This is a genomic window from Nonomuraea sp. NPDC049158, from assembly GCF_040648335.1.
Classification (GTDB): domain Bacteria; phylum Actinomycetota; class Actinomycetes; order Streptosporangiales; family Streptosporangiaceae; genus Nonomuraea.
In genome coordinates this window covers 429,859-453,613 of record NZ_JBEZDM010000003.1, presented here as the reverse complement: position 1 = coordinate 453,613, position 23,755 = coordinate 429,859, and the positions used below count along the sequence as shown (strand labels likewise).

The 23,755-nt window shown below is 72.9% G+C and carries 1 protein-coding gene; it reads right to left on the bottom strand.

Going from position 1 to position 23,755, the window contains the following annotated elements:
• Window positions 1–53: 53 nt before the first annotated feature.
• On the bottom strand, window positions 54–23,750 hold the full coding sequence (locus AB0B61_RS09640) for a non-ribosomal peptide synthase/polyketide synthase (RefSeq protein WP_358430105.1): 23,697 nt from the start codon (window positions 23,748–23,750) through the stop codon (window positions 54–56).
• Window positions 23,751–23,755: the final 5 nt, after the last annotated feature.

Sequence of the window (23,755 nt, the reverse complement as noted above, 5' to 3'; positions counted from 1 at the left end):
CACGGCCCGCGCACGGGCCTCGCGCGGGCCTCGCAGCGGGCCTCATACGGCTCTCACCGGGCGAAGTGGCGGGCGATCAGTGGGCCGAGGATCTCCAGAGTGCGGGTGTCCAGCAGTTCGGAATGCCCGCACTCGATGGCGAACGTCCGTAGCTCTCCCCCGACGTGCTCGCTCCACTGCTCGGAAGCCGTCCCCGCGAACCCCTGCTCCGGCACGGTCGCGTCGACGAACACGACATCTCCGGGGAAAACGCCGTACTCGGCCCGCTCCATCAGGCGGTCGCCGGCCAGATAGCTCTCCACCACCCGGGCGATCTGGGCATCCTCCAGCGCGGCCACGCCGCCACCCAGATCCCGGACGAAGCCGACCGCGTCGGCGATCGACATCGTGGCCCGCCGCCCTTCCGGCACCTGGCAGCCCATCTCGGTCAGCAGGCCGGCGATCGCCGCCGGCCCGTCCCATGCGCCCGCGGGCCTCTCGGCGAAGTCCTTTCGCGTGTCGAGCATGCCGAGGAACGTGACCTCGCGCCCGCCGGCCACCAGGCGTACCGCCACCTGGTGGGCCACCGCGCCACCGAACGACCAGCCAAGCAGGCCGACGGGTCCCTCGGGCGCGGTCCGGCCGATCAGCCCGGCGTACTCCTCGACCAGCTCGGACATCGTCGCTGGCAGGCCGGTGGTACGGCTCAGCAGGGGCGACTGCAGCCCATAGAGCGAAACGTCGTCGGGCAGGTATCGCTTGAGCCCGGCGAACTGCCAGCTCAGGCCACTGGCGGGCGGCAGGCAGAACAGCGGCGGCCGGGTACCGCCCGCCCGCAGAACCAGCAGCGGAGCCATCGCACCGCCGGCGGGCGCGGGGTCGCCGGTGGGCAGGGGATCGCCGGTGGACGCGGCTTGATCGGCGGTCGCGACGTCGCCGGTGGGCGCGGCGTCATCGGCGGGGAAGCCCTCGCCGGTGGGCACGGCCTCGCCAGTGGCCCTCCGGGCGAGGGGCGTGTCGGCGATCCGCTGGGCGAGCGTGGCGGGCGTGGGCGTCGTGAACAGCTCCGCTATCGGGAGATCGGCGCCGAGTTCCCGGCGCAGGGCCGCGGCCAGCCGTACCAGCAGCAGAGAGTGACCGCCGAGGATGAAGAAGTCGTCGTCCACACCGACCGAGTCGAGTCCCAGCACCTCCGCGATGACAGCGCAGACGGCCGCCTCGGTACGCGAGCGCGGCGCCGCTGGCGTGGTCAGGCGGGCGAAGTCGACGTCCGGCAGGGCCGCGCGGTCCACCTTGCCGTTCGGGGTGAGCGGCAGCTCGTCGAGAACCGTCACGACCGAGGGGACCATGTACGACGGCAGGCGCCCGGCGAGGTACTCCCGCAACGGTGGCACCGATGAGACGTCGCCGGTGGGGAGATTCTCCTGCAGCGGTGGCACTGATGAGGTGTCGAGGGTAGTGACGTACGCGAGGATGCGGGTCTCGCCGTGCGCGTCCTGGCGGACGGCCACCGCGACCTGCCGGACGGCGGGATGCTCGGCCGCGACCGACTCGATCTCGCCCGGCTCGATACGGAAGCCACGCACCTTGACCTGCTGGTCCGAACGGCCGAGGAACTCCAGCGAGCCGTCACCGGTCCAGCGGGCGAGGTCGCCGGTGCGGTAGAGGCGGGCGCCGTGCGTGTACGGGTCGGCGACGAATCGGGACGCGGTGAGACCGTGACGGCCCAGGTAACCCCTGGTGACCTGAGCCCCGCCGAGATACAGCTCACCGACGGCGCCGGGAGGCACCGGGCACAGGGCCGCGTCCAGGAGGTGGACCGTGGTGCCCGGCAGGGGGCGGCCGATCGTGGGGCGGTCGCACCAGCCGCTGTCCACGGAGGCGAACGTCGCCCAGACGGTCGCCTCCGTGGGCCCGTACAGGTTCGTCACGCTCCGGGCTCTGGCCGCCAACTCCCGGGCCAGCGGAGGCGGAAGCGCCTCACCGCCGACCAGCGCCCGCACGCCGCCGAGGTCGGCGCCCGGCGACTGCGCCAGCGCCGACCACAGGGACGGGGTCGCCTGCATGACCGTGACCTGCTCGGTCTCGGCCAGCGCGGCGAGCAGTTGCGGGTCGCGTACCTGCTCCTCCGTGGCCGTCACGACGCACCCGCCGACGCGTAGCGGCGCCATCAGCTCGAGTACGGAGATGTCGAAGGACAGGGTGGTCACGGCGAGCAGGCGGTCGGAGTCGCCGATCGGCGCGGCGGCGGCCACGGCGGCCAGGAACGTCTCCAGGTCGCGCTGGGTGACCACCACACCCTTCGGCCTGCCGGTGGAACCCGAGGTGTAGATGACGTAGGCGGCGGCGTCCGGATCGGGCGGGACCGGGTGGAAGGGGTGCGGGGGTGCGCCGTGGGAGTCGACGCGGGCCGAGTCGATAAGGGCCGTGCCGTCGAAGTCGGTGCGGGCCGAGTCGATGAGGGTCGTACCGTCGGGCACAGCGGGGAACAGGTCGCGCGATCGCTCGTCGGCGACGATGATGGCGGGCCGGGCGTCGTCGATCATGAATCGCAGGCGGTCGGCCGGGAACGCGGGGTCGAGCGGCAGGTACGCGGCCCCCGCCTTGGCGACGCCCAGTACCGCCACCAGCAGATCGGCCGAGCGCGGCAGAGCGAGCCCGACCAGGCTCTCTGGACCGGCGCCGAGGTCGGCGAGCCTGGCGGCGAACGCGTTCGAGGCCGCGTCGAGCTCGGCGTAGCTCATCGTCCGGCCGCCCGACACGCAGGCATCCGCGTCGGGCACCGCCTTCGCGCGCGCGGAGAACCGCATGTACCAGGGCAGGTCATCGAGTTCCACCGGCCCGCCTGATCGCCACCTGGCGAGGTCGTCGAGGTCGGCCGCGGCGAGGATCGGGGCCGTGCCGACCGGCTGGTCCGGCCTGGCCGCGAGTGCGTCGAGCAGCACCAGGAGGCGGTCGAGCAGGCGCCGCGCGGTGCCGTCGTGGAAGCGTGTGGCGTCGTACTCCAGAGTGAGTTCGACCGGCTGTCGCGGGCCGGCGTCGACGAAGGTGAAGTTCAGGTCGACTTTCGGATCCGAGAGGTACGAGGGCGTGTCGCCCGTGGGCAGGCCCAGGGCGGTGTCGTGGCCGGTCGGCCGGTGCAGGAAGCCGATCATCACCTGGAACAGCGGGTTGCGGCCCTGTTCGCGTACCGGATTGACCACCTCGACCACCTGCTGGAAGGGCACGTTGGCGTGCTCGAACGCGGCCAGGTCGGCCTCGCGTACCCGGCGCAACAGCTCGGTGAAGGACGGCGAGCCGGAAAGGTCGGCGCGCAGTACGACGGTGTTGACGAAGAAGCCGACCATGTCGTTCAGCACCGCGTCGGCGCGGCCCGAGGTCGGGCTGCCGATCGGGACGTCGGTGCCCGCGCCGAGGCGGTGCAGCAAAGTGGCGAGTGCGGCGTGCAGCACCATGAACAGACTCGCCGACTCGGTACGGCCCAGCTCCCGCAGCGGGTCGATCAGCCCCGGCGAGAGCGGCGCGGACACCTGGCCGGCCCGGCCATCGCGGGTCTGGCCGGCCCGGCCATCGCGGGTCTGATCGGCCCGGCGGGCGGCGCGTGTCTGCCGGGGCCGGTCGGCGGGGAGGGGGATCTCGTCCGGTAGGCCGTGCAAGCGCTCCTGCCAGTAGGTCCGCTCGGCGGCGTGCCTGCTGGCCGGGTCCCCGGGGTCGCCGAGTAGTTCGCGCTGCCACTGGGTGTAGTCCGCGTACTGCACCGGCAGCGGCTCCCACCACGGGACGTGACCAGACCGCCGTGCGGCGTAGGCGGTGTCGAGGTCGCGTAGCAGCGGCCGGTCGGACCACTCGTCCATCGCGATGTGGTGCAGGATCAGGGCCAGCACGCTGTCCCCGGTGTCCTGCTCTTGGATCAGGGTGACCCGCAACGGCGGGTCCGCGGCCAGGTCGAAGGGTCGGGCCACCGCCGCCGACACCACGCCGTCGGTCTCGGCGGCCGGGCAGTCCACGACCGCGACCTCGATCGGGGACGGGTCGCGGACGTCCTGGAACGGCTGGTCGTCTATGACCGTGACCAGCGTCCGCAGCGCCTCGTGCCGCGCCACGACGTCTCCGAGCGCGGCCCGGAGGGCGTCGTGGTCGACGGATCCGCGGAGGCGGACGAGCAGCGGGTAGTTGTACGCCGTCGAGGTGGGGTCCAGTTGCTGGAGCAGCCAGAGGCGTTCCTGGGCCGCCGACAGCGGTGGGCGTTCCCGCCGCGGGCGGGAGGTGAGCTCGGGGGGTGTGGTCCCGGCTCGGTCGGCGAGACGGGCGGTCAGGCGCGCGGGCGTTCGCGTGTCGAACAGGTCGCGCAACGACAGCTCGACGCCCAAAGCCGCACGCACCAGCCCGAACAGCTGAATGGCGAGCAGGGAGTGCCCACCCCGGTCGAAGAAGTCGTCCTCAGCCCCGAACCCGCCGAGGTCACCGAGGACCTCGCCGAACAGTTCGCACAGCCGCCGTTCCAGCTCACCCGCCGGCGGCCTCGAACTCGACGGCAGCGACCGCGGCGCGGGCAGCGCGGCGGTGTCCAGCTTGCCGTTGATCGTCAGCGGCAGCGCCTCCACGACCGCGAAGGCCGACGGCACCATGTACCCGGGCAGCACCGACTTCAGCTCGCGATGGACGGCCACAAGCAGTGAGTCCTCGTCACCGCGCTCGTCGGGAACGATATAGGCCACCAACTGTTTGCCGCCCGACGGCCCGGGGACCGCGAGCACCGCGCTCTGGTGCACGCCCGGCCGTGCCGTCACGGCAGCCTCGACCTCCGCCGGTTCCACCCGATAACCGCGGATCTTGACCTGATCGTCAGTACGGCCCAGGAAGTCGAGGTTCCCGTCGGCACGGGCACGCACCAGGTCGCCCGTACGGTACATCCGCCCGCCGCCACGATAGGGATCCGCCACGAATCGCGAGGCGGTCAGCTCGGCGCGGTCGAGGTATCCGCGCGCCAGCCCCGTCCCGCTGATGTAGAGCTCGCCGGGCACCCCCACGGGCACCGGTCGCAGGGCGGCGTCCAGGACGTAGCCGCGGGTGTTCCAGATGGGCCGGCCGACCGTGGTGCCCGCGCTGTCCTCGGTGCCCGCGCCGAGGGTGTTGATCGTGTACTCGGTCGGGCCGTACAGGTTGTAACCCGCCACCCCCTCGGCCTCGCTCAGCGCGTTCCACAATGTCTGCGACACCGCTTCGCCGCCGAGCAGCACCAGAGCCGGACGGTACGAACCGGGCGGCCCCCCGTACCGCGCGCCGTCGAGCAGTCCTTGGTCGAGCAGGTGCTGGGCGTACGTCGGGGTCACGTTGACGACGTCGACGCGGTGCCGGTCGCAGTACGCGACGAGCGCGCGGGCGTCGCGGCGCAGCTCCTCGTCGCAGATGTGCACGTGATGGCCCTCGACCAGCCACAGCAGTTCCTCCCACGACATGTCGAAGGAGAACGAGACCGTGTGCGCGATCGTGAGGATCCGGTTCCCGGCGGCGGCGATCGTGGGGGCGAAGATGGCCTCGCGGTGGTTGAGCTGCATGTTCGTCAGTCCCCGGTACGGCGTGACCACGCCCTTCGGCCGTCCGGTGGAGCCGGAGGTGTAGATGACGTACGCCGGGTGGTCGAGCCGTCCCGGACTGCCGGGCGCGAAGTCACCCAGCTCGCGGTCCTCGATCGGGTCCGCCGATCCGGTACGCCCGTCGGCGCCGTCCAGGCACAGCACCGGCACGGGGTGGGAGGCGAGCCGGGGCGCCACCGCTTCGGTGGTGACCAGCAGGACCGGCCCGGCGTCGGCCAGCATCGCCAGCAGGCGGTCGTCGGGATGGTCCAGTTCGAGGGGAAGGTAGGCGGCCCCGGTGCGCAGGACGGCGAACAACGCGGCCACCATGTCGATGGACCGGGGCACGGCCAGCGCGATGATCCGCTCGGGGCCCGCTCCCCTGTCGAGCAGCAGGCGCGCGAGCTGGTTCACCCGCGCGTCGAGCTCGGCGTAGGTCAGCGTACGCGCGCCTGAGGTGAGCGCGGCGGCGTCCGGTGTCCGCCGGGCCTGGGCTTCCATCAGCTCCGCGATGGTCTCGGCGCCGATGGGGTGGGTGACGGCGTCCCATCCGGCCTCCAGCGCCGCGTGCTCGTACGGGAGGAGGACGGGCACGTCGGCCACGGTCGTGGCGGGGTGCTCGGAGAGGTGGAGCAGTACCTGTTCCAGCCGGGACAGCAGCGCCCGCGCCTGCTCCGGCGCGACCACGTCGGCGCGGTACTCCAGCCGCACCGCCAGCCGCGCCCCCGGCGTGGCCACCCAGGTGAGCGGGTAGTGCGTGGCGTCCACGCTCTGCACGCCGACGATGCCGTGCTCCTGCTCCAGGTCGGTGAAGGTGTCGTCGTCGAGGAAGTTCTGCAGGACGTACAGGCTGTCGAAGAGCTGGTCTCGGCCGGCCGCGCGCTGGATGTCGCCCAGGCCGAGGTACTCGTGCGGCATCATCTCCACGCGGTCGGCCTGCACTCGCCGCATGACCTCCAGCGCGGGCTCGCCCGCAGCCAACCGAACGTGGACCGGAACGGTGTTGAGGAAGACCCCGATCACAGAGTCGATGCCGTCCAGCTCGGTCGGCCGTCCGGCGACGGTCGTCCCGAACACGGCCTCCTGACGGCCGGAGGCATGACTCAGTACCATCGCCAGTGCCGTGCTGAGCAGCGCGTTGAGCGTGACCCCGCCACGTCGCGCCCGGTCGGTGACACGCCCGGTCTGCTCCCGGGTCAACCGGAACGACAGGCTGGTGGCCAGCACCGGCGCGGTCCCCACGGCGGCCGGGAACAGGATGGTCGGCTCCTCGACCCCGGCAAGCGCCCGCCCCCAAGCCCGCGCGGACGCGTCCGTGTCCTGCCGTCCCAGCCAGGCAAGGTAGTCGGTGAACGTCGCCGTCTGTTCGGGTGACGGCGGGGCGGGGTGGTCGGTGGACGTCGCCGTCTGTTCGGCGGTCTCCGGGGTCGGGCGGTCGTCGCGGGCGAGGGCGTACTGGCCGAACAGCTCGCGCAGCACCAGTTCCCGCGACCACCCGTCCCACAGCAGCAGGTGGTACGTGAGCAGCAGCCGGTCGCGCCCGCCGGGCAGCCGGACCACGGTCAGGCGGCACAGCGGCGGCCGGGCCAGGTCGAACGGCCGCCGACGATCCTCCTCCATCAGCACCCGGAGCCGATCGTCGTCGCCCCCTTCCGAGCCGTCGTCGGCCGCGTCCGAGTCGCCGTAGACGACTTCTGAGTCGCCGCCGGCTGCTGCCGCGTCGCTGTAGACCACGTCCGAGTCGCCGCTGGCTGCGGCCGCGTCGCCGTAGACCACGTCCGAGTGGTCGTCGGCCACGTCCGACAGGTCAATCACGTGGATCGCGCTGTCCAGCGCGGTCCCGACCAGGGCGACGGGCCGGGTCGTGCCCTCCGCGGTGAAGCCGAGCCGCATGGCCGCGTGCCGGTCGAGCACGGTGGCGTAGGCGCGGCGAAGGGCCGCGACATCGAGTCGCCCGGCGAAGTCGAACGCGTTCTGCGCCACGTAAACGTCGGCGTCACCCGCGTAGCCCGCCTGGAAGTACAGGCCCTCCTGGAGCGGCGACAGGGGCCAGATGTCCTGTACGTCAACCGGGGCCGCAGCAACCACCCGGTCGATCTCATCGGGGGTGAGGCTGGGGTGGGCGGAGCTTGATGATGTGGCGGCCAGCTCGCGGGCGGCCGTCACCCAGCCGCCGGCGAGCGCGTCCACGTCGACCGCGCTGAGCCCGCCGTCCGCGTAGGTGAACACGGCGTGCAGCTCCGGCCCCGCCGCCGTGTCGTGGCAGGCGACGTTGATCTCCAGCAGGTACGGGGTGCCCAGGTCGGGGTCCGGGTGTACCCGCAGCGCCGTCGCCTCGGGTGCGGAGTCCCAGTCGCCGGAGCCTCCGGTGGGGAATCGGCCGAGATAGTTGAAGAGCAGTTGGGGTGTGCCCAGCCGGGCGAGCGCGGGGGCGGTGCGCGCGTTGCAGTAACGCAACTGCCCATATCCCAGGCCTCTGTCCGGGGCGGCTCGTAGCGTCTGGCCCACATCGCCGAGTACGTCTCGGGGGTCACCGGTGATCGCCGGTAGGCGTACGGGGGCGATGGCGGTGAACCACCCCACGGTCCTGGACAGGTCGTCTCCGTCGGCGATCTGCTCGCGCCCGTGCCGCTCCAGGTCGATCACCAGCGGCGCCACGGGGTCACCGCCACGCGCCGCACGCCAGCGCGACACGGCGAGGTGCAGCGCGGCAACGAGTACGGCGGTCACATCGACAACGGGTGCGGCCGACACGGTGGTCAGCAGTGGTGCGGTCACCTCGGGGGGCAGGCGCACGGCGTGGTCCCGGGTTTGACCTGCTGTCAGGCCGATGGCCGGGGTTGACGGGTCGAGTTCGCCGCCTGGTGCCAGGGTCGTCGTCCAGTGCTCGAACTCGGCGAGCCGGGCCGCCTGGGTGGCGTTCTCCGCGATGGACCGCGCGAAGGCGCGCAATGACGTGCCAACCGGGTCGAGCCGTACGCGTCGCCCGGTGCTCACGGCGTCCCAGCCCTGCCGCAGGTCATCGGTCAAGATCCGCCACGAGACCCCGTCGACCACCAGGTGGTGCGCGACGAGCAGCAGCCTGCCCTGGTGCTCGGGTCCCCGATCGAACCACACCGCCCGCAGTACGTGGCCGCCGTCGGGATCCAGCCGGTCGGCGGCGGCGTCGGACTCGGCGGCGACCAGGGCGCGCAGGGCGTCGTCGTCGAGACCCACTGCGTCAACCGAGGTCACAGCGGGATCGGAGACGCCTGCCGAGCTGGGGACACCACCGGGGCCGGGGATGTCGGCGGGACCGGGGATGTCGGCGGCCGGGCGGACCTCCAGGGACCACAGCAGCGGGGACGGCCGGTGCAGCCGCATCCGGAGCGCGTCGTGACGCCGGACGAGCGTGCGGATCAGCGTGACGATCTGCTCGTGGGTCGCGCCCGGTGGGGTGAGCAGCAGCTCGGACTGGTTCAGCCGGGAGATCCGCCCGCCCAGCTCGGCCAGCCGGTGCACGATCGGCATCAGCATGACCTCGCCCAACCCGTCGGACACGGCCTCCTCCGGCGCCCGACCGGGTCCGGTGTCCGGGCCGCTGGCCGCGGCGTCCGCGCTGCCGTGGCCGATCGCTCCGGCGACCGCACCGCGCTCACCATGGCCGATCACCCCGGCGACCGCACCACGCACACCATCGCCGATCACCCCGGCGAGCGCGGCCGGAGTGCGGTGGATGAACACGTCCCGGGGGGACAGCCGCAATGACCGGCGCCGGGCCAGGTTGACCAGCTGGATGGCAACGATGCTGTCACCCCCGAGCACGAAGAAATCGTCGTCGGGGCCCACACCGTCCAGCCGCAGAACCTCCGCGTACAGCGCCCGCAACACAGCCACAGGCGACCCCCCGGTGTCGCCAACGACGGCGGCCCGAGCGGGCGAAGGGGCGGGCAGAGCCGTGCGGTCGAGCTTGCCGTTCACCGTGAGTGGCAGCGCGTCGAGCGGGACGAACGCCGCCGGGATCATGTACCCGGGCAGCCGCTCGGCCAGGTGGGCGTGAGCCTCGGCGGCACCGAGACGCACCCCGCTCCGCACGACCAGGTACGCCACCAGCCGCCGCCGCCCCGGCTCGTCCTCCCGTACGGTGACGGCGGCGTTCACGACTCCGTCCAGCGTCAACAGCGCGGACTCGATCTCGCCGGGTTCGACGCGGTATCCCCGTACCTTGACCTGCTGGTCGGAGCGGCCCACATAGACCAGGTCACCGTCGGGAGTCCACCTCGCGAGGTCGCCGCTGCGGTAGAGCCGGCCGCCGCCGGCGTGCGCCACGAACCGCTCGGCGGTCAGGCCGGGGCGGTCGAGGTAGCCGCGGGCCAGCTGATCGCCCGAGACGTAGATCTCGCCGGTGACGCCCGGCGGGACCGGCTGGAGACGGCCGTCGAGCAGGTGTACGCCGAGGCCGGGCAGCGGCCCGCCGACGACACTGTCACCGCCCGCGTCGGCCGAGGTCAGCGCATGGAACGACACGTGTACACAGGTCTCGGTGATCCCGTACATGTTCACCAGGCGCGGCGCCCCGTCCGCGTGACCCTGATACCAGGGCGCCAGGCGCGCGAGGTCCAGCGCCTCGCCGCCGAAGACCACGTACCGCAGCGCGAGCTCGCCCGGCCGCTTCCGTTCGGCCTCCATCAGCGGGTAGAACGCGGACGGTGTCTGGTTCAGCACGGTCACGCGTTCGCGTTCCAGCAGCGCCAGGAAGCGGCGCGGGTCGCGGGCCACGTCGCGGTCGACGACGACCAGGCGCCCGCCGTGCAGCAGCGCGCCCCACAGCTCCCACACCGAGAAGTCGAACGCGTACGAGTGGAACATGGTCCACACGTCAGTGGGACCGAAGTCGAACAGCTCCCCAGCCGCCGCGAACAGCGACAGCACGTTGCGATGGGTCACCGCCACACCCTTGGGCAGCCCCGTCGAACCCGAGGTGTAGATGACGTACGCCGCGTTGTCCGCCGACGGCTGGCCCCCGGGCGGTGGGGCGGTGGGGTGGCCCGCGAGGATGTTCAGGTCGTCCAGCAGCAGGACCGGCACCGTGACGGGGGGCAGTGAGTCCAGCGTCGCGCTGTCGGTCAGCAGGCATACGGGGGCCGAGTCGGCGAGGATGTGGCTCAGCCGTCCGGCCGGGGCACTGATGTCCAGCGGTACGTAGCAGCCGCCCGCCTTCACGACCGCGAGCAGCGCGACCACGAGGTCCGCCGAGCGGGGCAGCGCGACGGCGACCCGCGACTCCGGCCGTACGCCGCCGGCGGCCAGCGCGCGGGCCAGCCGGTCGGCGGCCGCGTCCAGTTCGGCGTGTGTGAGCGCCGTCTCGCCCGAGGTGACGGCGATGGAGCCCGGCCGGACCGGTGCGGCGGCGTACGCGTCGGCGAGCGTCAAACCGTCCACCACCGAGGAAACCCGGGAAACCCGGGAATCAGCCGACCCGGACGACGGCTCGGACCGCGCCCCCAGCACATCAAGCACCTCAGGCACGTCCAGCCGCGAGACCGGCGTGCTCGGCGCGGTGGCCAGCTGGTCGAGGACGCGTTCCACCTGGTCGAGCAGCCGGCGGGCCGCCCGCTCCCCGACCAGCTCGACGTCGTACTTGATCTCCAGCGTCAGCCGCTCCCCAGGGAAGGCCACCAGAGAGACCGGATAGTGCGGCGCGTCAGTGCCGGTGAAGCCCAGCACGCTCAGCCCGTCCCGCGCCCCGGCCCGTACGGCGGGGAAGTTCTCCACCACCACCATCGTGTCGAAGAACTCCCGGACCCCGGCCACGGCGGCGAGCTCCCCCAGCCCCACCTGCTGTACGTCCAGCAGGTCCGTCTGCTGCTCCTGCAGCCGGGCGAGCACCTCGCGCAGCGTGTCGCCGGGACGCCAGGACATCGGCACCGGGACGGTGTTGATCAGGAGCCCGACGATCGACTCGACGCCGGGCAGCTCTCCGCCCCGCCCCGACACCGTGGAGCCGAACACCACCCGCTCCCGCCCGAGCAGCCTGCCGAGCAGCAGACCCCAGGCGCCGTGCACGAACGTACTGAGAGTCACCCCCTGCTCGCGGGCGGCCTCGACGAGGGCGCCCGTCCGCTCGGCGGGCAGCGCCACGTGGACGCTGTCGTGCCGCGACACCTTCTCCCCCTGCGCGACGCTGACCAGGCGGGTGGCGGAGTCGATGCCGGACAGCGCGCGGGTCCACACCTCGCGGGCCCGTACCCGGTCCAGGGCGGCCACCGCCTCGACATGGTCGCGGAACGTCACCGCCGGGGCGGGCAGGTCGTACCCGCTTCCGGACCGGCCGCGCTCGTAGGAATCGAGCAGGTCGCCGAACACCAGCGGGTACGACCAGCCGTCAGCGAGGATGTGGTGCATGGTCTCCACTAGCCGATGGTCGGTGGGACCGAGCGAGACCAGCGCGTAGCGCAGCAGGGGCGCGGCCGACAGGTCGAAGGGCGTGGCCAGCTCGGCGGCCATGACCTCGGCCAGCCGCTCGCTCGCCACCGCCGCGTCGAGAGCGGTCAGGTCCACTTCCCGCCACGGTACGTCCACGGCGCCGGCGATCACCTGGACCACCCGGCCGTCGGCCACCTCCCGGAAGCAGGCGCGCAGGGCGTCGTGGCGGTGGACCACCGCCTCCACGGCACGGCGCAACGCCGCCCGGTCGACCGGGCCGGACAGCTCGGCCACCTGCTGCACGATGTAGGTGTCGGTCTGGTCCTCGGCGAAGGACGCGTGGAAGTACATGCCCTCCTGCAACGGCAGCAGCGGGAGAACGTCCCGCACGCCCGCCGGCGCGAGCCGGTCCACATCGCCCTGGGTCAGCTCGACCAGCGGGAAGTCCGAGGGAGTACGCCCGGCCAGCTCGGCGCACCGGGTCAGGGCGGTCAGCGCGGCCATCCACAGCTCCGCCAGTTCGCCCACGTCGGCGGCCGTCATGACGCCCGACGGCCAGGACAGCGTGGCCGAGAACACGGTGCCCGCCCGTCCGTCCTGGGCCAGCGCGTTGATCTCCAGCCCCATCGCGGGATTGCTCGGGTGGACGCCTTCGCGCAGCGCACCGGCCGCCGCCCAGTCCCCGCCCTCGTCGGCGGCGAACCGGCCCAGGTAGTTGAACAGGATCTGCGGTGGCTCGCCCTGAAGGTCCGCCTCGCCGTCCAGGTAGCGCAGGATCCCGTAGCCCAGGCCCTGCCGGGGTACGGCGCGGAGCTGCTCCTTGATCCGCTTCGCCGCCGCCGCCAGGGCGGGTCCCGCCTCGGTGACGTCCGTCCAGCGCAGCGGTCCGGGGTCGAGGCGTACGGGGTAGATGGCGGTGAACCAGCCGACCGTACGGGACAGGTCCACGCCGTCGAGGGCGTCGCGGCCGTGGCTCTCCAGGCTGAGGACCACGGCCGAACCGGCCGTCTCGCCGCGCCAATGGGCGAGTGCGGCGGCGAAGCCGGTCAGCAGGACGTCGTTGACGCCGCCGTGCATCGCGGCGGGCACGGCCGACAGCAGGGCGGCGCTCACCTCGCCGGGCAGCGAGACCGTCAGCGACTCCACGGTGGCGGCCGTGTCGGCCACGGGGTCGAGCGGGCGCGTACCCAGCCGGGGGTCCTCGGTGGCGAGGACGGCCCGCCAGTGGTCGAGCTCGTCGCGGAACGTCCCCCGCGCGGTCGCCTCCTCGACCAGCTTCGACCAGGTACGGAAGGAGGTCGGCACCTCGTCGGGCACGGGCTCGCGCCCCGCCCGTACCTCCGCCCAGGCCCGCGCGAGGTCGTCGGCGAGCACCCGCCAGGAGACACCGTCGATCACCAGGTGGTGGATGACCAGCAGCAGCCGGCCCGGCTCGGGCTCATCGGGGAACCAGACCGCCCGCAGCATGATCCCGCGATCCGGGTCGAGCCGGTCGGCGGCCTGCCGGGTGGCCTCCTCCATGTCCCCGAGGGCGGACCGGGTGAGCGCGTCCGCCGCGCGGAACGCCTCCGGTGGCGGCACCGACAGCGCCCATTCGGCGTCGCCGTCGCGCTCGAGCCGGGCCCGCAGCAGGTCGTGGCGTTCGCCGACGGCCTGGAGCACGCGTTCCAGGTGCGCGCGGGTCATGCCGGACGGGGTGCGGAAGACCATCGACTGGTAGAAGTGCTCCAGCGGCGTACCCGCCCGCATGGTCTCGACGAGCATCGGGGTGAGCGCGACCGTACCTTCGCCGTTGTCCCGTGCCCCGGCGCTCGGAGCGGCCTGGGGCGCGGCCGCGGCAAGCGCACGCACGGTGCGGCGGCGGAATACGTCGCGCGGGGTGAGGTGCAGACCCGCCTTGCGGGCGCGGCCGGTCACGGCGATCGAGGAGATGCTGTCGCCGCCGAGGGCGAAGAAGTCGTCGTCGATGCCGACCTCCGGCAGGCCGAGCACCTCGGCGTAGATGCCACAAAGGGTACGTTCGCGGTCGTCGCGCGGCCGGTCGCCGCCGCTGACGGGCGCCACGGGCTCGGGCAGCGCGGTGACGTCGAGCTTGCCGTTGACGGTCAGCGGCAGCTCGCCGACGACGCCGTACAGGGCCGGGACCATGTAGCCGGGCAGCCGCTCGGCCAGCGCCGCTCGCAGGTCCGCGACGACGGCGGCCGGGTCGGACCCGTCCGCCTGGTCGCATCCGTCCGCCTGGTCGGACCCAGTCGTCGGCACCACGTACGCGACCAGCTTCTTCAGGCCGGTCACCGCCGAGTCGGTACGGGCGATGACCGCGGCCTGCCGGACCTGGGGCAGCGCGGCCAGCGCCGACTCCACCTCGCCGGGCTCGACCCGGTAGCCGCGGATCTTCACCTGGTCGTCGACCCGGCCGAGGAAGTCGAGGTTGCCGTCCGGGCGCTGCCGTACGAGGTCCCCGGTCCGGTACATGCGCCCGCCCGGCACGAACGGATCCGCCACGAACCGCGCGGCGCTCAGGCCGGGCGCGTGCAGGTAGCCGTGCGCGAGCCCGGCGCCCGTCACGTAGAGCTCGCCGAGCACGCCGGGGTGGACCGGGCGCAGCCAGGCGTCCAGCACGTACGCGCGGGTGTTCCAGATGGGCCGGCCAACGGTCGGGGTGGCGCTGTCGCGCGTGCCCGCACCCAGGGTGTTGATCGTGTACTCGGTCGGGCCGTACAGGTTGTAGCCCTCGGCGCCGTCCGGCTCGCTCAGCCTGTCCCAGACGGCTTCGCTGACCGCCTCGCCGCCCAGCAGCACCAGGCGGGGCGGGTGCCCGTCCCGGTCGAGCAGCCCCTCCTCGAACAGGTGGTGGGCGTACGTGGGGGTCACGTTGATCACGTCGATGCGGTTCGCGCGGCAGTAGGCGGTCAGCGCGGCGGCGTCCCGGCGCAGCTCCTCGTCGCAGATGTGCACCTCGTGGCCCTCGACGAGCCACAGCAGTTCCTCCCACGACATGTCGAAGGAGAACGACACCGTGTGCGCGATGCGCAGCCGCTCCCGCCCGGCGCTCCGCGCGCGGGCGACGGCCGGGTCGAAGATCTCGGCCCGGTGGTTGAGCTGCATGTTGGTCAGGCCCCGGTACGGGGTGACCACGCCCTTGGGCCGGCCTGTGGAGCCGGAGGTGTAGATGACGTACGCCGGATGCTCCAGCCTGCCCGGAACCGTACCGGCGAACGCCCCCAGCTCGGCGTCGTTCAGCGGCTGTGCGGGCGGTGTGGCCGGCTCGCCGTCGAGCACGAGGCAGTCCCCGCCCAGCCGCCGCTGCCGCTCGGCCAGCGGTGTGCTCGCGTCGGCGCACACCAGCAGCACCGGCCGCGCGTCGTCGAGCATCTCGGCGAGCCGGTTCACCGGGTGATCGAGGTCGAGCGGGAGATAGGCGGCGCCAGTACGCAGGACGGCGAACAGCGCGACCACCATCTCGACGCCGCGCGGCAGCCCCAGCGCCACGATCCGGCCCGGTCCCGCGCCCTTGGCCAGCAGCAGCCGGGCGCAGCGGTTGATCCGGCCGTCCAGCTCGGCGCAGGTCAGCGACAGCTCACCGAACACCAGGGCGACCTCGTCCGGGCAACCCTTGGCCCGCTCGGCGAGCAGGTCGGCGATGGTCGCCTCGCCGATCGGGTGCTCCGTGGCCGTCCACTGCCCGGCCAGCTCGGCGCGCTCCTCGTCGAGCAGCGGGTCCAGCGCGCCCGCCTGGACCGACAGGCCGCCGGCGAGCGACTCCAGCAGCCGCCTGAAGCGCCGGACCAGCCGCCGCGCGTCCGCCTCCGTCACCGCGTCGGGGCGGTATTCGAGCTTGATCCGCAGGTTGGCGCCGGGGGTCAGGACCCAGGTGTAGGGGTAGTGGGTGGTGTCGACGTACTCCACTCCGACGATGCCCTGCTCGCGCTCCAGGTCGGTGAAGGTGGTGTCGGACAGGAAGTTCTGCAGGACGTACAAGGTGTCGAAGAGCTGCTCTTGACCGGCGGCGCGCTGGATGTCGCCGAGCCCCAGGTACTCGTGCGGCGCCAGCCGGATGCGGTCCTCCTGGGCCCGGCGCGCCAGCTCGATCACCGTCAGGTCGGGCGAGGCCGTCACCCGGGCCGGGACGGTGTTGAGGAACAGGCCGATCACGTTCTCGATCCCGGGCAACCCCGCGGGCCGTCCCGCGACCGTCGTGCCGAACACGACGTCGGTGCGCCCGGTCTCGTACCCGAGGAGGAGGCCGAGCGCGGCGGTCAGCAGCGAGTTGAGCGTGACCCCGCCGCGCCGGGCCTGCTCCCCCAGCCGGGTCGTCACCTCGGCCGGGAGCGCGGCCAGGACGCGTTCGGACGGGATCGGCTCCCGGCCGGCCGCCTCCGGGACCAGGATGGTCGGCTCGGAGACATCGGCGAGCGCGGCTGCCCAGGCGGCGGCGGAGGCGTCGCGGTCGCGGGCGGCGATCCAGGCGAGGTGGTCGGTGAACGCCGCCTGCGCCGGCGGCAAGGCGCCACGCTCGCCTCGGGATTCGTACAGCGCGAACAGCTCGCGCAGCACCAGCTCGCGCGACCAGCCGTCCCAGAGCAGGAAGTGGGCGGTCAGCAGCAACCGGTCCCGGCCGCCGGGGAGGTGGATGACGGTCAACCGGACCAGGGGCGGCCGACTGAGGTCGAACGGCTCCTCTCGGTCGGACCGCAGCAGCTCAGCGAGGGCATCCGCCCGATCCGTAGTGTCGGTCGAGCGGCCCGTTCCGGAACCGGTCGGCACGTCCGTCCCGGAGGCGGTCGACGGATCCGTTCTGGAGTCGGTGGACAGGTCCACGACCGCGACCTCGGCCGGGACCTCGGCGCCGATGTACTGCACGACACCGGGCACGCCGTCGCCGGTGAACCCGGCCCGTAGCGTGGGATGGCGCCGCAGCAGCGCCACGAACGCCGTGGTCATGGCCTCGACGTCGAGCCGGTGGTCGAAGTCGAACACATTCTGCGCGATGTACGTGCCTGCGCCCTCGGAGTAGGCCGCCTGGTAGTAGACGCCCTCCTGGAGGGGCGACACCGCCCAGATGTCGGCCACCGGAACCGGGCTGTTCGCCACAACGTGGTCGATCTCCGCCCGCGTCAGCGACACGGTCGACAGGTCGGCCGGAGCCAGTGGGGGCGGGACCGGTTGGGCCGCCGGTTCGCCGCCGGTCAGGTGCGCCTCAATGACGGACGGAGTGCGCAGGCGGAAGACGTCTTCCGTGGTCAGCTCGATCCCGTCCTTGGCGAGCAGGCTGACGACGCGGATGGCGAGGATGCTGTCGCCCCCGGCGGCGAAGAAGTCGTCGTGGACACCGATGCCGTCGAGGCCGAGCACCGTACCGAAGTGCCGGCAGACCAGCGCCTCCCTGGCGGTACGCGGCAGCCCGCCTCTGGCGATGGGCTCGGGGTCCGGCAGTGCCCGCCGGTCCCGCTTGCCGTTGGGCAGGGTCGGCAGGCGGTCCAGGACGGTCACGGTCGCGGGGACCAGGTAGGCGGGCAGCTCGGCACGCAGGATCGCGCGAAGAGCGTTGGGATCGAGCTCCTCACCTGGGGCAGCCACCACGTACGCGTGCAGGGAACGCGTGCTCTTGCCTGTAGTGCGTACGGCGACCACGGCGTCGGCCACGCCTGGGCGGCGCATCAGGGCGGCCTCCAGCTCGCCCGGTTCGACCCGATAGCCGTTGATCTTCACCTGGTCATCGGCCCGGCCGAGGAACTCCACCCGGCCGTCAGCCGTCCACCGGCCGAGATCGCCGGTGCGGTAGAGCCGGGCGCCGTCGGTGTACGGATCGGCCACGAAACGGGTGGCCGTCACGCCGCCCTGACCCAGGTACCCGAGCGCGAGCTGAACCCCGCCGACGTAAATCTCCCCGACCGCACCGGGCGGAACGAGATCCAGAGCGGCATCCAGCAGGTAGACCCGAGCGCCGGGCACAGGCGCGCCCAGCGTCACCGGCCCCGCCGCTTCGACCTCACCCTGGAGTACGTCACCCGCCACCTCCGAAGACCCGTACGAGTTGACGATCAGGGCACCGGGGGACGCCTGCCGGAGCGCGTTCACGCAGGCCCGATCGAGGGGTTCCCCACTGCAGATCCAGCGGCTGAGCGCGCTGAGCCGCACCGGTTCCGTGTCCGCCAGCGCACCGGCCAGGCTGGGCACGGCGAGCAGCTGGGTCGCCCCGGACCGCTCGACGAGCCTGGCCAGCGCGGCGCCGTCGGTGGCCTCGGTGGCGTCGGCGATGACCGTCGTGGCCCCGGCGACCAGGCCGCCGAGCAGCTCCGTGGTGCCGTCGATGAAGCTCAGCGAGCTCTTCGCCACCCGGACGCCGGACCCCCACTCTCGAGCGGCCCAAACCAGCCGGTTGGCGAGCGCCTCCTGCGTCCCGACGACCGCCTTCGGCCGTCCCGTCGAGCCGGAGGTGTACACAACCGAAACGGCATCCCCCGCGCCCGCCCCAGTCTCGTCACGGGCCTCGTTGCCGGACCCGTCACCAAGTTCGTCGCCAGTCCCGTCAGCGGTGACGTCCGTGTCGGCGATGGCGGCCGCGGCTCGTACGGTGAGCGTCGGCAGGTCGTGCGGCGGCAGCGATCTGGCGCTCGCCTCGTCGGTGAGTACGCACACCGGACGCGCGTCCCCGAGCATGAACTCGATCCGGGCCGCCGGATACCCGGGATCGACCGGAAGGTAGGCGGCCCCGGCGCGCATGACGGCAAGCAGAGCCACGGCCATGTCCGCCGAGCGGCTCGTCGCCACCGCGACGACGTCGCCGCGCCGCACCCCCGCCCGGGTCAGCGCCCGGCCGACCCTCCGCGCGCGATCGTCCAGCTCGGCGTAGGTGAGCACGCGCTCCCCGCAGACGACGGCCGTACGCTCCGGGTGCCCGGCCACCTGCCGCGCGAACAGCTCCACCACCGTGCTGCCCACCCGAGCCGGAGCACCGGAGCCGACGGCCGTCAGCCGCTCGCGTTCCTCCTCGGTCACCAGGTCCAGCCGCTCGCAGGCCCGCTCGGGGTCGTCGGCGAGGGCGGTCAGCACCATCTCGTACTGGCGGGCCAGCCGGGCCGCGGCGTCCGCCCCGACCACCCGCCGGTCGTGGGTCAGCGTGACGGCGATCCGCGCACCCGGCTTGGCCATCAGGGTCACCGGGTAGTGCGGCGCCTCGACGGTGTGCACCGCCGCGATCTGTACCTCGCCCGCCGGGGTGGGCTCGGCCGGGTAGTTCTCGATGACCACCAGCGTGTCGAACAGCTCCGGCACGCCCAGCCGCCGCTGCAGCCGGGCCAGCGAGACGTGCTCGTGCTCCACCACCTCACGCCGGTCGCGAGCGAAGCGCCATACCACGGTGGCGATCGAGTCCCCGGGCACCCACCGTACCCGCGCCGGAACGGTGTTGATCAGCAGTCCGACCATGGAGTCGATGCCCGCGACATCGGCCGCCCCGCGGCCGGACACGGTCGAGCCGAACGTCACGTCGGACCGACCGGCCAACCGCCCGACGAGGATCCCCCAAGCGGCGCCGATGACGGCACCGACCGTCAGCCCGTGCTCCCGCGCCCAGTCACGCACCCGGTCGCCGACGTCCGCGGGCAACTCCCACTCGACCCGTCCGAACTCCCCTTCGGCGAGCCCGGTTTCTTGGGGGGCGCCCAGCGCGTCGGCGAGCCTGGTCGGCTCCTGCACGTCAGCCAGGACGTCCGCCCATGCCTCGGTCGCCAGGTCAGGGTCCTGCGCGGCCAGCATCCGCAGGAACTCCCGGTACCGCGCGGGCGCGGGCAGCGCCTCGGACCGTCCCCCGGCCTCGTAGAGCGCCAGCAGGTCGCGCAGGAGCAGCGGCACCGACCAGCCGTCGGCCAGGATGTGGTGCACGGTGTGGATCAGCACATGCCGTCGCTCGCCGAGCCTGAGCAGCGCGTACCTCATGGACGGCGGCCGACCCAGATCGAACGGCACGGACCGCTCCGCCGCGGCGATGGCGGCCACCCGCACTGCGACGTCCTCGGCACCAAAGGCGGCGAAGTCGTCCGCCCCTAAGGCTGCGACATCGGTACCGGTGAGATCCTCCACCCGCCACGGCACCCGGGGACGGCCCGCGATCACGGACACGACCCGCCCATCGCCGACGGTACGGAAGGCCGCGCCCAGGTTGGGGTACCGGTCGATCAGCAGGTCCGCCGCCAGCCGCAATCGGTCGCCGTCGAGCGGGCCGGTCAGTTCGATGGTCTGCTGGACGACGTACGGGTCGGCGTCGCGGGAGAAGGTGGCGTGGAAGTAGAGGCCGAGCTGCAGCGGCGACAGGGGAAGCACGTCCCGCAGCTCCGGTGCCGCGGCCTCGATGGCGGCCACGTCGCCGGGCTCCAGGGCGAGCAGGGGGAAGTCCGAGGGGGTGTGCCCGGCGACTGTCTCACTCGTGGCGATGCCGGTGAGCACCTCGGTCCACAGATCGGCCAGCGCCCGTACCCGGCCGGCGTCGAGCACGCCGCCGGGCCAGCTGAACCGCGTCTCCAGCACCGGCCCGCCGGCCGTGTCCACGGCGACGGAGTTGATCTCCAGCACGCGCGGCAGCGGCATGCGCGGGTCGCGCCGCTCGACCACGATCTCGGTGTCACCGACGGCCGCCCACGCCTCCGTGGACCCGGCCGCGAACCGCCCCAGGTAGTGGAACAGCACCTGCGGCGCCACCGCCAGGTCGGGACGGGGCTCGTCGCCGAGATACCGCAGAGCGCCGTAACTCAGCCCGCGCCCAGGGACCGCGCGGAGCTGCTCCTTGACCGCCTTCACCGCATCGCCGTACGCGGCGTCGGCCGGGCCCGGATCGAGTACGGCCGGGAAGAGCGTGGTGAACCAGCCAAAGGTACGGGAAAGATCGACGTCCCCCACGGCGTCTTCCTCGCGCCCGTGCCCCTCCAGCTCCAGCAGCACCTCGGAACCGGCGTCCGGGCGGTGCCCGGCCCGCCACCGGCCCAGGGCGGTCTCGGAACCAGCGTCCGGGCGGTGTTCGGCCCGCCATCGGCCCAGGGCGATCGCCGCCGCCGCGACGAGCACATCGTGTACGCCGCCATGAACGGCCGCGGGCACCGCGCCGAGCAGGCGGGCGGCCACGGGTGAGGGGAGCACGACGGTCAGCGACTCCTCGGCGGCCACCACGTCACGACGCGGGTCCAGGGGCCGCACCCCCAGCATCGGGTCCGGCGTGGCCGCGGCCCGCCGCCAGTACGCCTCGTCGTCGGCGAACGCGCCCGCGCGGGTACGTTCGCGCAGCAGGGTCGCCCACTGCCTGAATGAGGTGGGTACGCCGGGCAGCGACACCGCCCGCCCGTCGCGTACCGCCGCCCAGGCATGGCCGAGGTCCTCCAGGAGCACGCGGAGCGACACCCCGTCCACGATCACGTGATGGATCACCACCACGAGCCGGCCCTGCGCGTGCGGCCCGGCATCCAGCCACACCAGATCGACCATCCGGCCGCCGACCGGATCCAACCGCCGCGCCGCCGCCGTGACCTCACGATCCACCACGAGGTCGAGCCGCCGCGCCGCCGGTGCGATCGCGCGGCTGGCCACGGCATCCATCCCCGCCGTGAGCTCCCGTCCGCCGACGGCCTCCGCTGTCGTCCCGCCGTCCGGGACGACCGCCGCCTGTGCCGGGTCGGTCACGTCCACGCGGGTGATCAGCTGTGCCGCCCGGGGTGAGCCCACCGGCTGAACCGACAGGGCCCAGGGGGATGCGCCATCGGTCTGGGCCCGCAGCAGGTCGTGGGTGGTGAGTACGGCGTCGACGACGCGTTCGAGCTGTTCGGCCGTCATGCCGGCGGGTGTGCGGACCGTCATCGACTGGATGAACCCGTCCATCGATGGCCCGGTGGCCTGGAGCCACTCGGTGATCGGGGTCGCGGGCACCTCCCCGACGGCGCCGGTGGTGGGCCCCGGGGCCGGGGCGACCTCGGTCACCGTGACCGCCAGCGCGGCGGGGGTGGGATGGGCGAACAGGTCGCGCGCCCGCACCACGAGTCCCGCGCGCCGCGCCTGCCGGACCACGCCGATCGCGACGATGCTGTCACCGCCCAGCGCGAAGAAGTCCTCCTCGGCCCCCACCTCCTCCAGGCCGAGGACCCGCGCGAAGATCTCACAGAGAGCACGTTCCCGCGCGACCCGCGACTCGCCCACGCCGCCACCCTGTCCGCTGCGGCGGCCCATCTCCGGCTCTGGCAGAGCTCGGCGGTCCACCTTGCCGTTGGCGGTGACCGGGAAGTGGTCCAGGACGACGTAGGCGCTCGGCACCATGTACTCGGGCAGCCGGTCGGCGCACCAGCCCCGTAGTTCCGCCGCCGGAAGGTCGTCGTGGGAGGTCACGTACCCGATGAGGTGCCGTACGCCCGCCGCGTTCGTGCCCACCGTGACGGTCGCCTGCCGAACCCCCGGATAGGTGGCGAGCACGGCCTCCACTTCCTCCGGCTCCAGCCGCATGCCACGGATCTTCACCTGGTTGTCCGCCCGCCCCACGAACTCCAGCGAGCCGTCGGCGTTCCAGCGCGCGAGGTCCCCGGTGCGGTACATCCGCGAGCCGCCGTCACCGAACGGGTTGGCCACGAACCGGGAGCCGGTCAGCGTGGGAGCGTTGATGTATCCGCGCCCGAGCAGGAACCCCGCCGCGTACAACTCGCCGACCGCACCCACGGCCAGCGGCTCCAGCCGGTCGTCGAGGACGTAGAGCTGCGTGTGCGGGTTGGGGCGGCCGATCGAGGTCGCGATGCGCTCGGCGGTGTCCCGGTAGATGACGTGCGAGACGCCGATGGTCGCCTCGGCCGGACCGTAGCCGTGGTAGAGCGTGGTGGACAGCCGGCTCCGGAACCGGTCGAACAGCTCCGGGGTGAGCACCTCGCCGCCGCACCAGACGTGCTTGAGCCCGGACAGCAGCGAGGTCCCGTCCGCCATCTCCAGCAGGGTGTCGAGCATCGACGACACCAGATAGACGAACGTCACCCGTTCCCGCGCGATCAGGTCCAGCAGGTATTGGGGGTCGCGTTCGCCACCGGGCTCGGCGACGACCACGTAACCGCCGGAGACGAGCGGCAGCAGGATCTCGTTGACCGAGATGTCGAACGACAGCGGCGCCTTGAACAGCGACGCGTCCCCCGGCCCGAACCCGAGGATCTCCTCGACCTGCCACAGCAGCCGGGTGCTGATCGCCTCGTGCCGGATCATCGCTCCCTTGGGCGTGCCCGTGGAGCCGGAGGTGAACATCACGTACGCGAGCCGTCCCCCGTCGATGGGCGGCAGCTGCGGCGGTTCGACGGGTTCGTGGCCGTAGCGCCAGGTGCCGAGGTCCACCTCTACGACGGAGTCGCCGGTCTCCATGCCGGGGGCGGCGATGACCAGGCCCGCCCCGGCCTCGGCACGTACCTTGGCTCGGCGTTCCGCGGGCCAGGACGGCTCGACCGGTACGAAGGCGCCGCCCGCGACCATGACCGCCAGCACGGCGACGACCAGCTCCGCGGAGCGGGGCGTGGACACCGCGACGACGTCCTCCGCCTCCAGGCCGCGACCGCGCAGGTGGTGCGCGAGCTGGAAGACGTGGGTGCTCAGTTCGGCGTACGTGAGGCGGGCGCCGGGCGCCACCACCGCGAGGGCGTGGGGGGTGCGGTGTACCTGTGCGGTGAACAGGTCGGCGACCGTGGTGATCGTCTCTGGAGTGGTCGCGTTGTTCCACCTGCGCAGTGCCTCAAGTCGCTCGCCTATGCCGTCCGGACGCCCTGGGTTCACGGTATTCGCCACGCGAT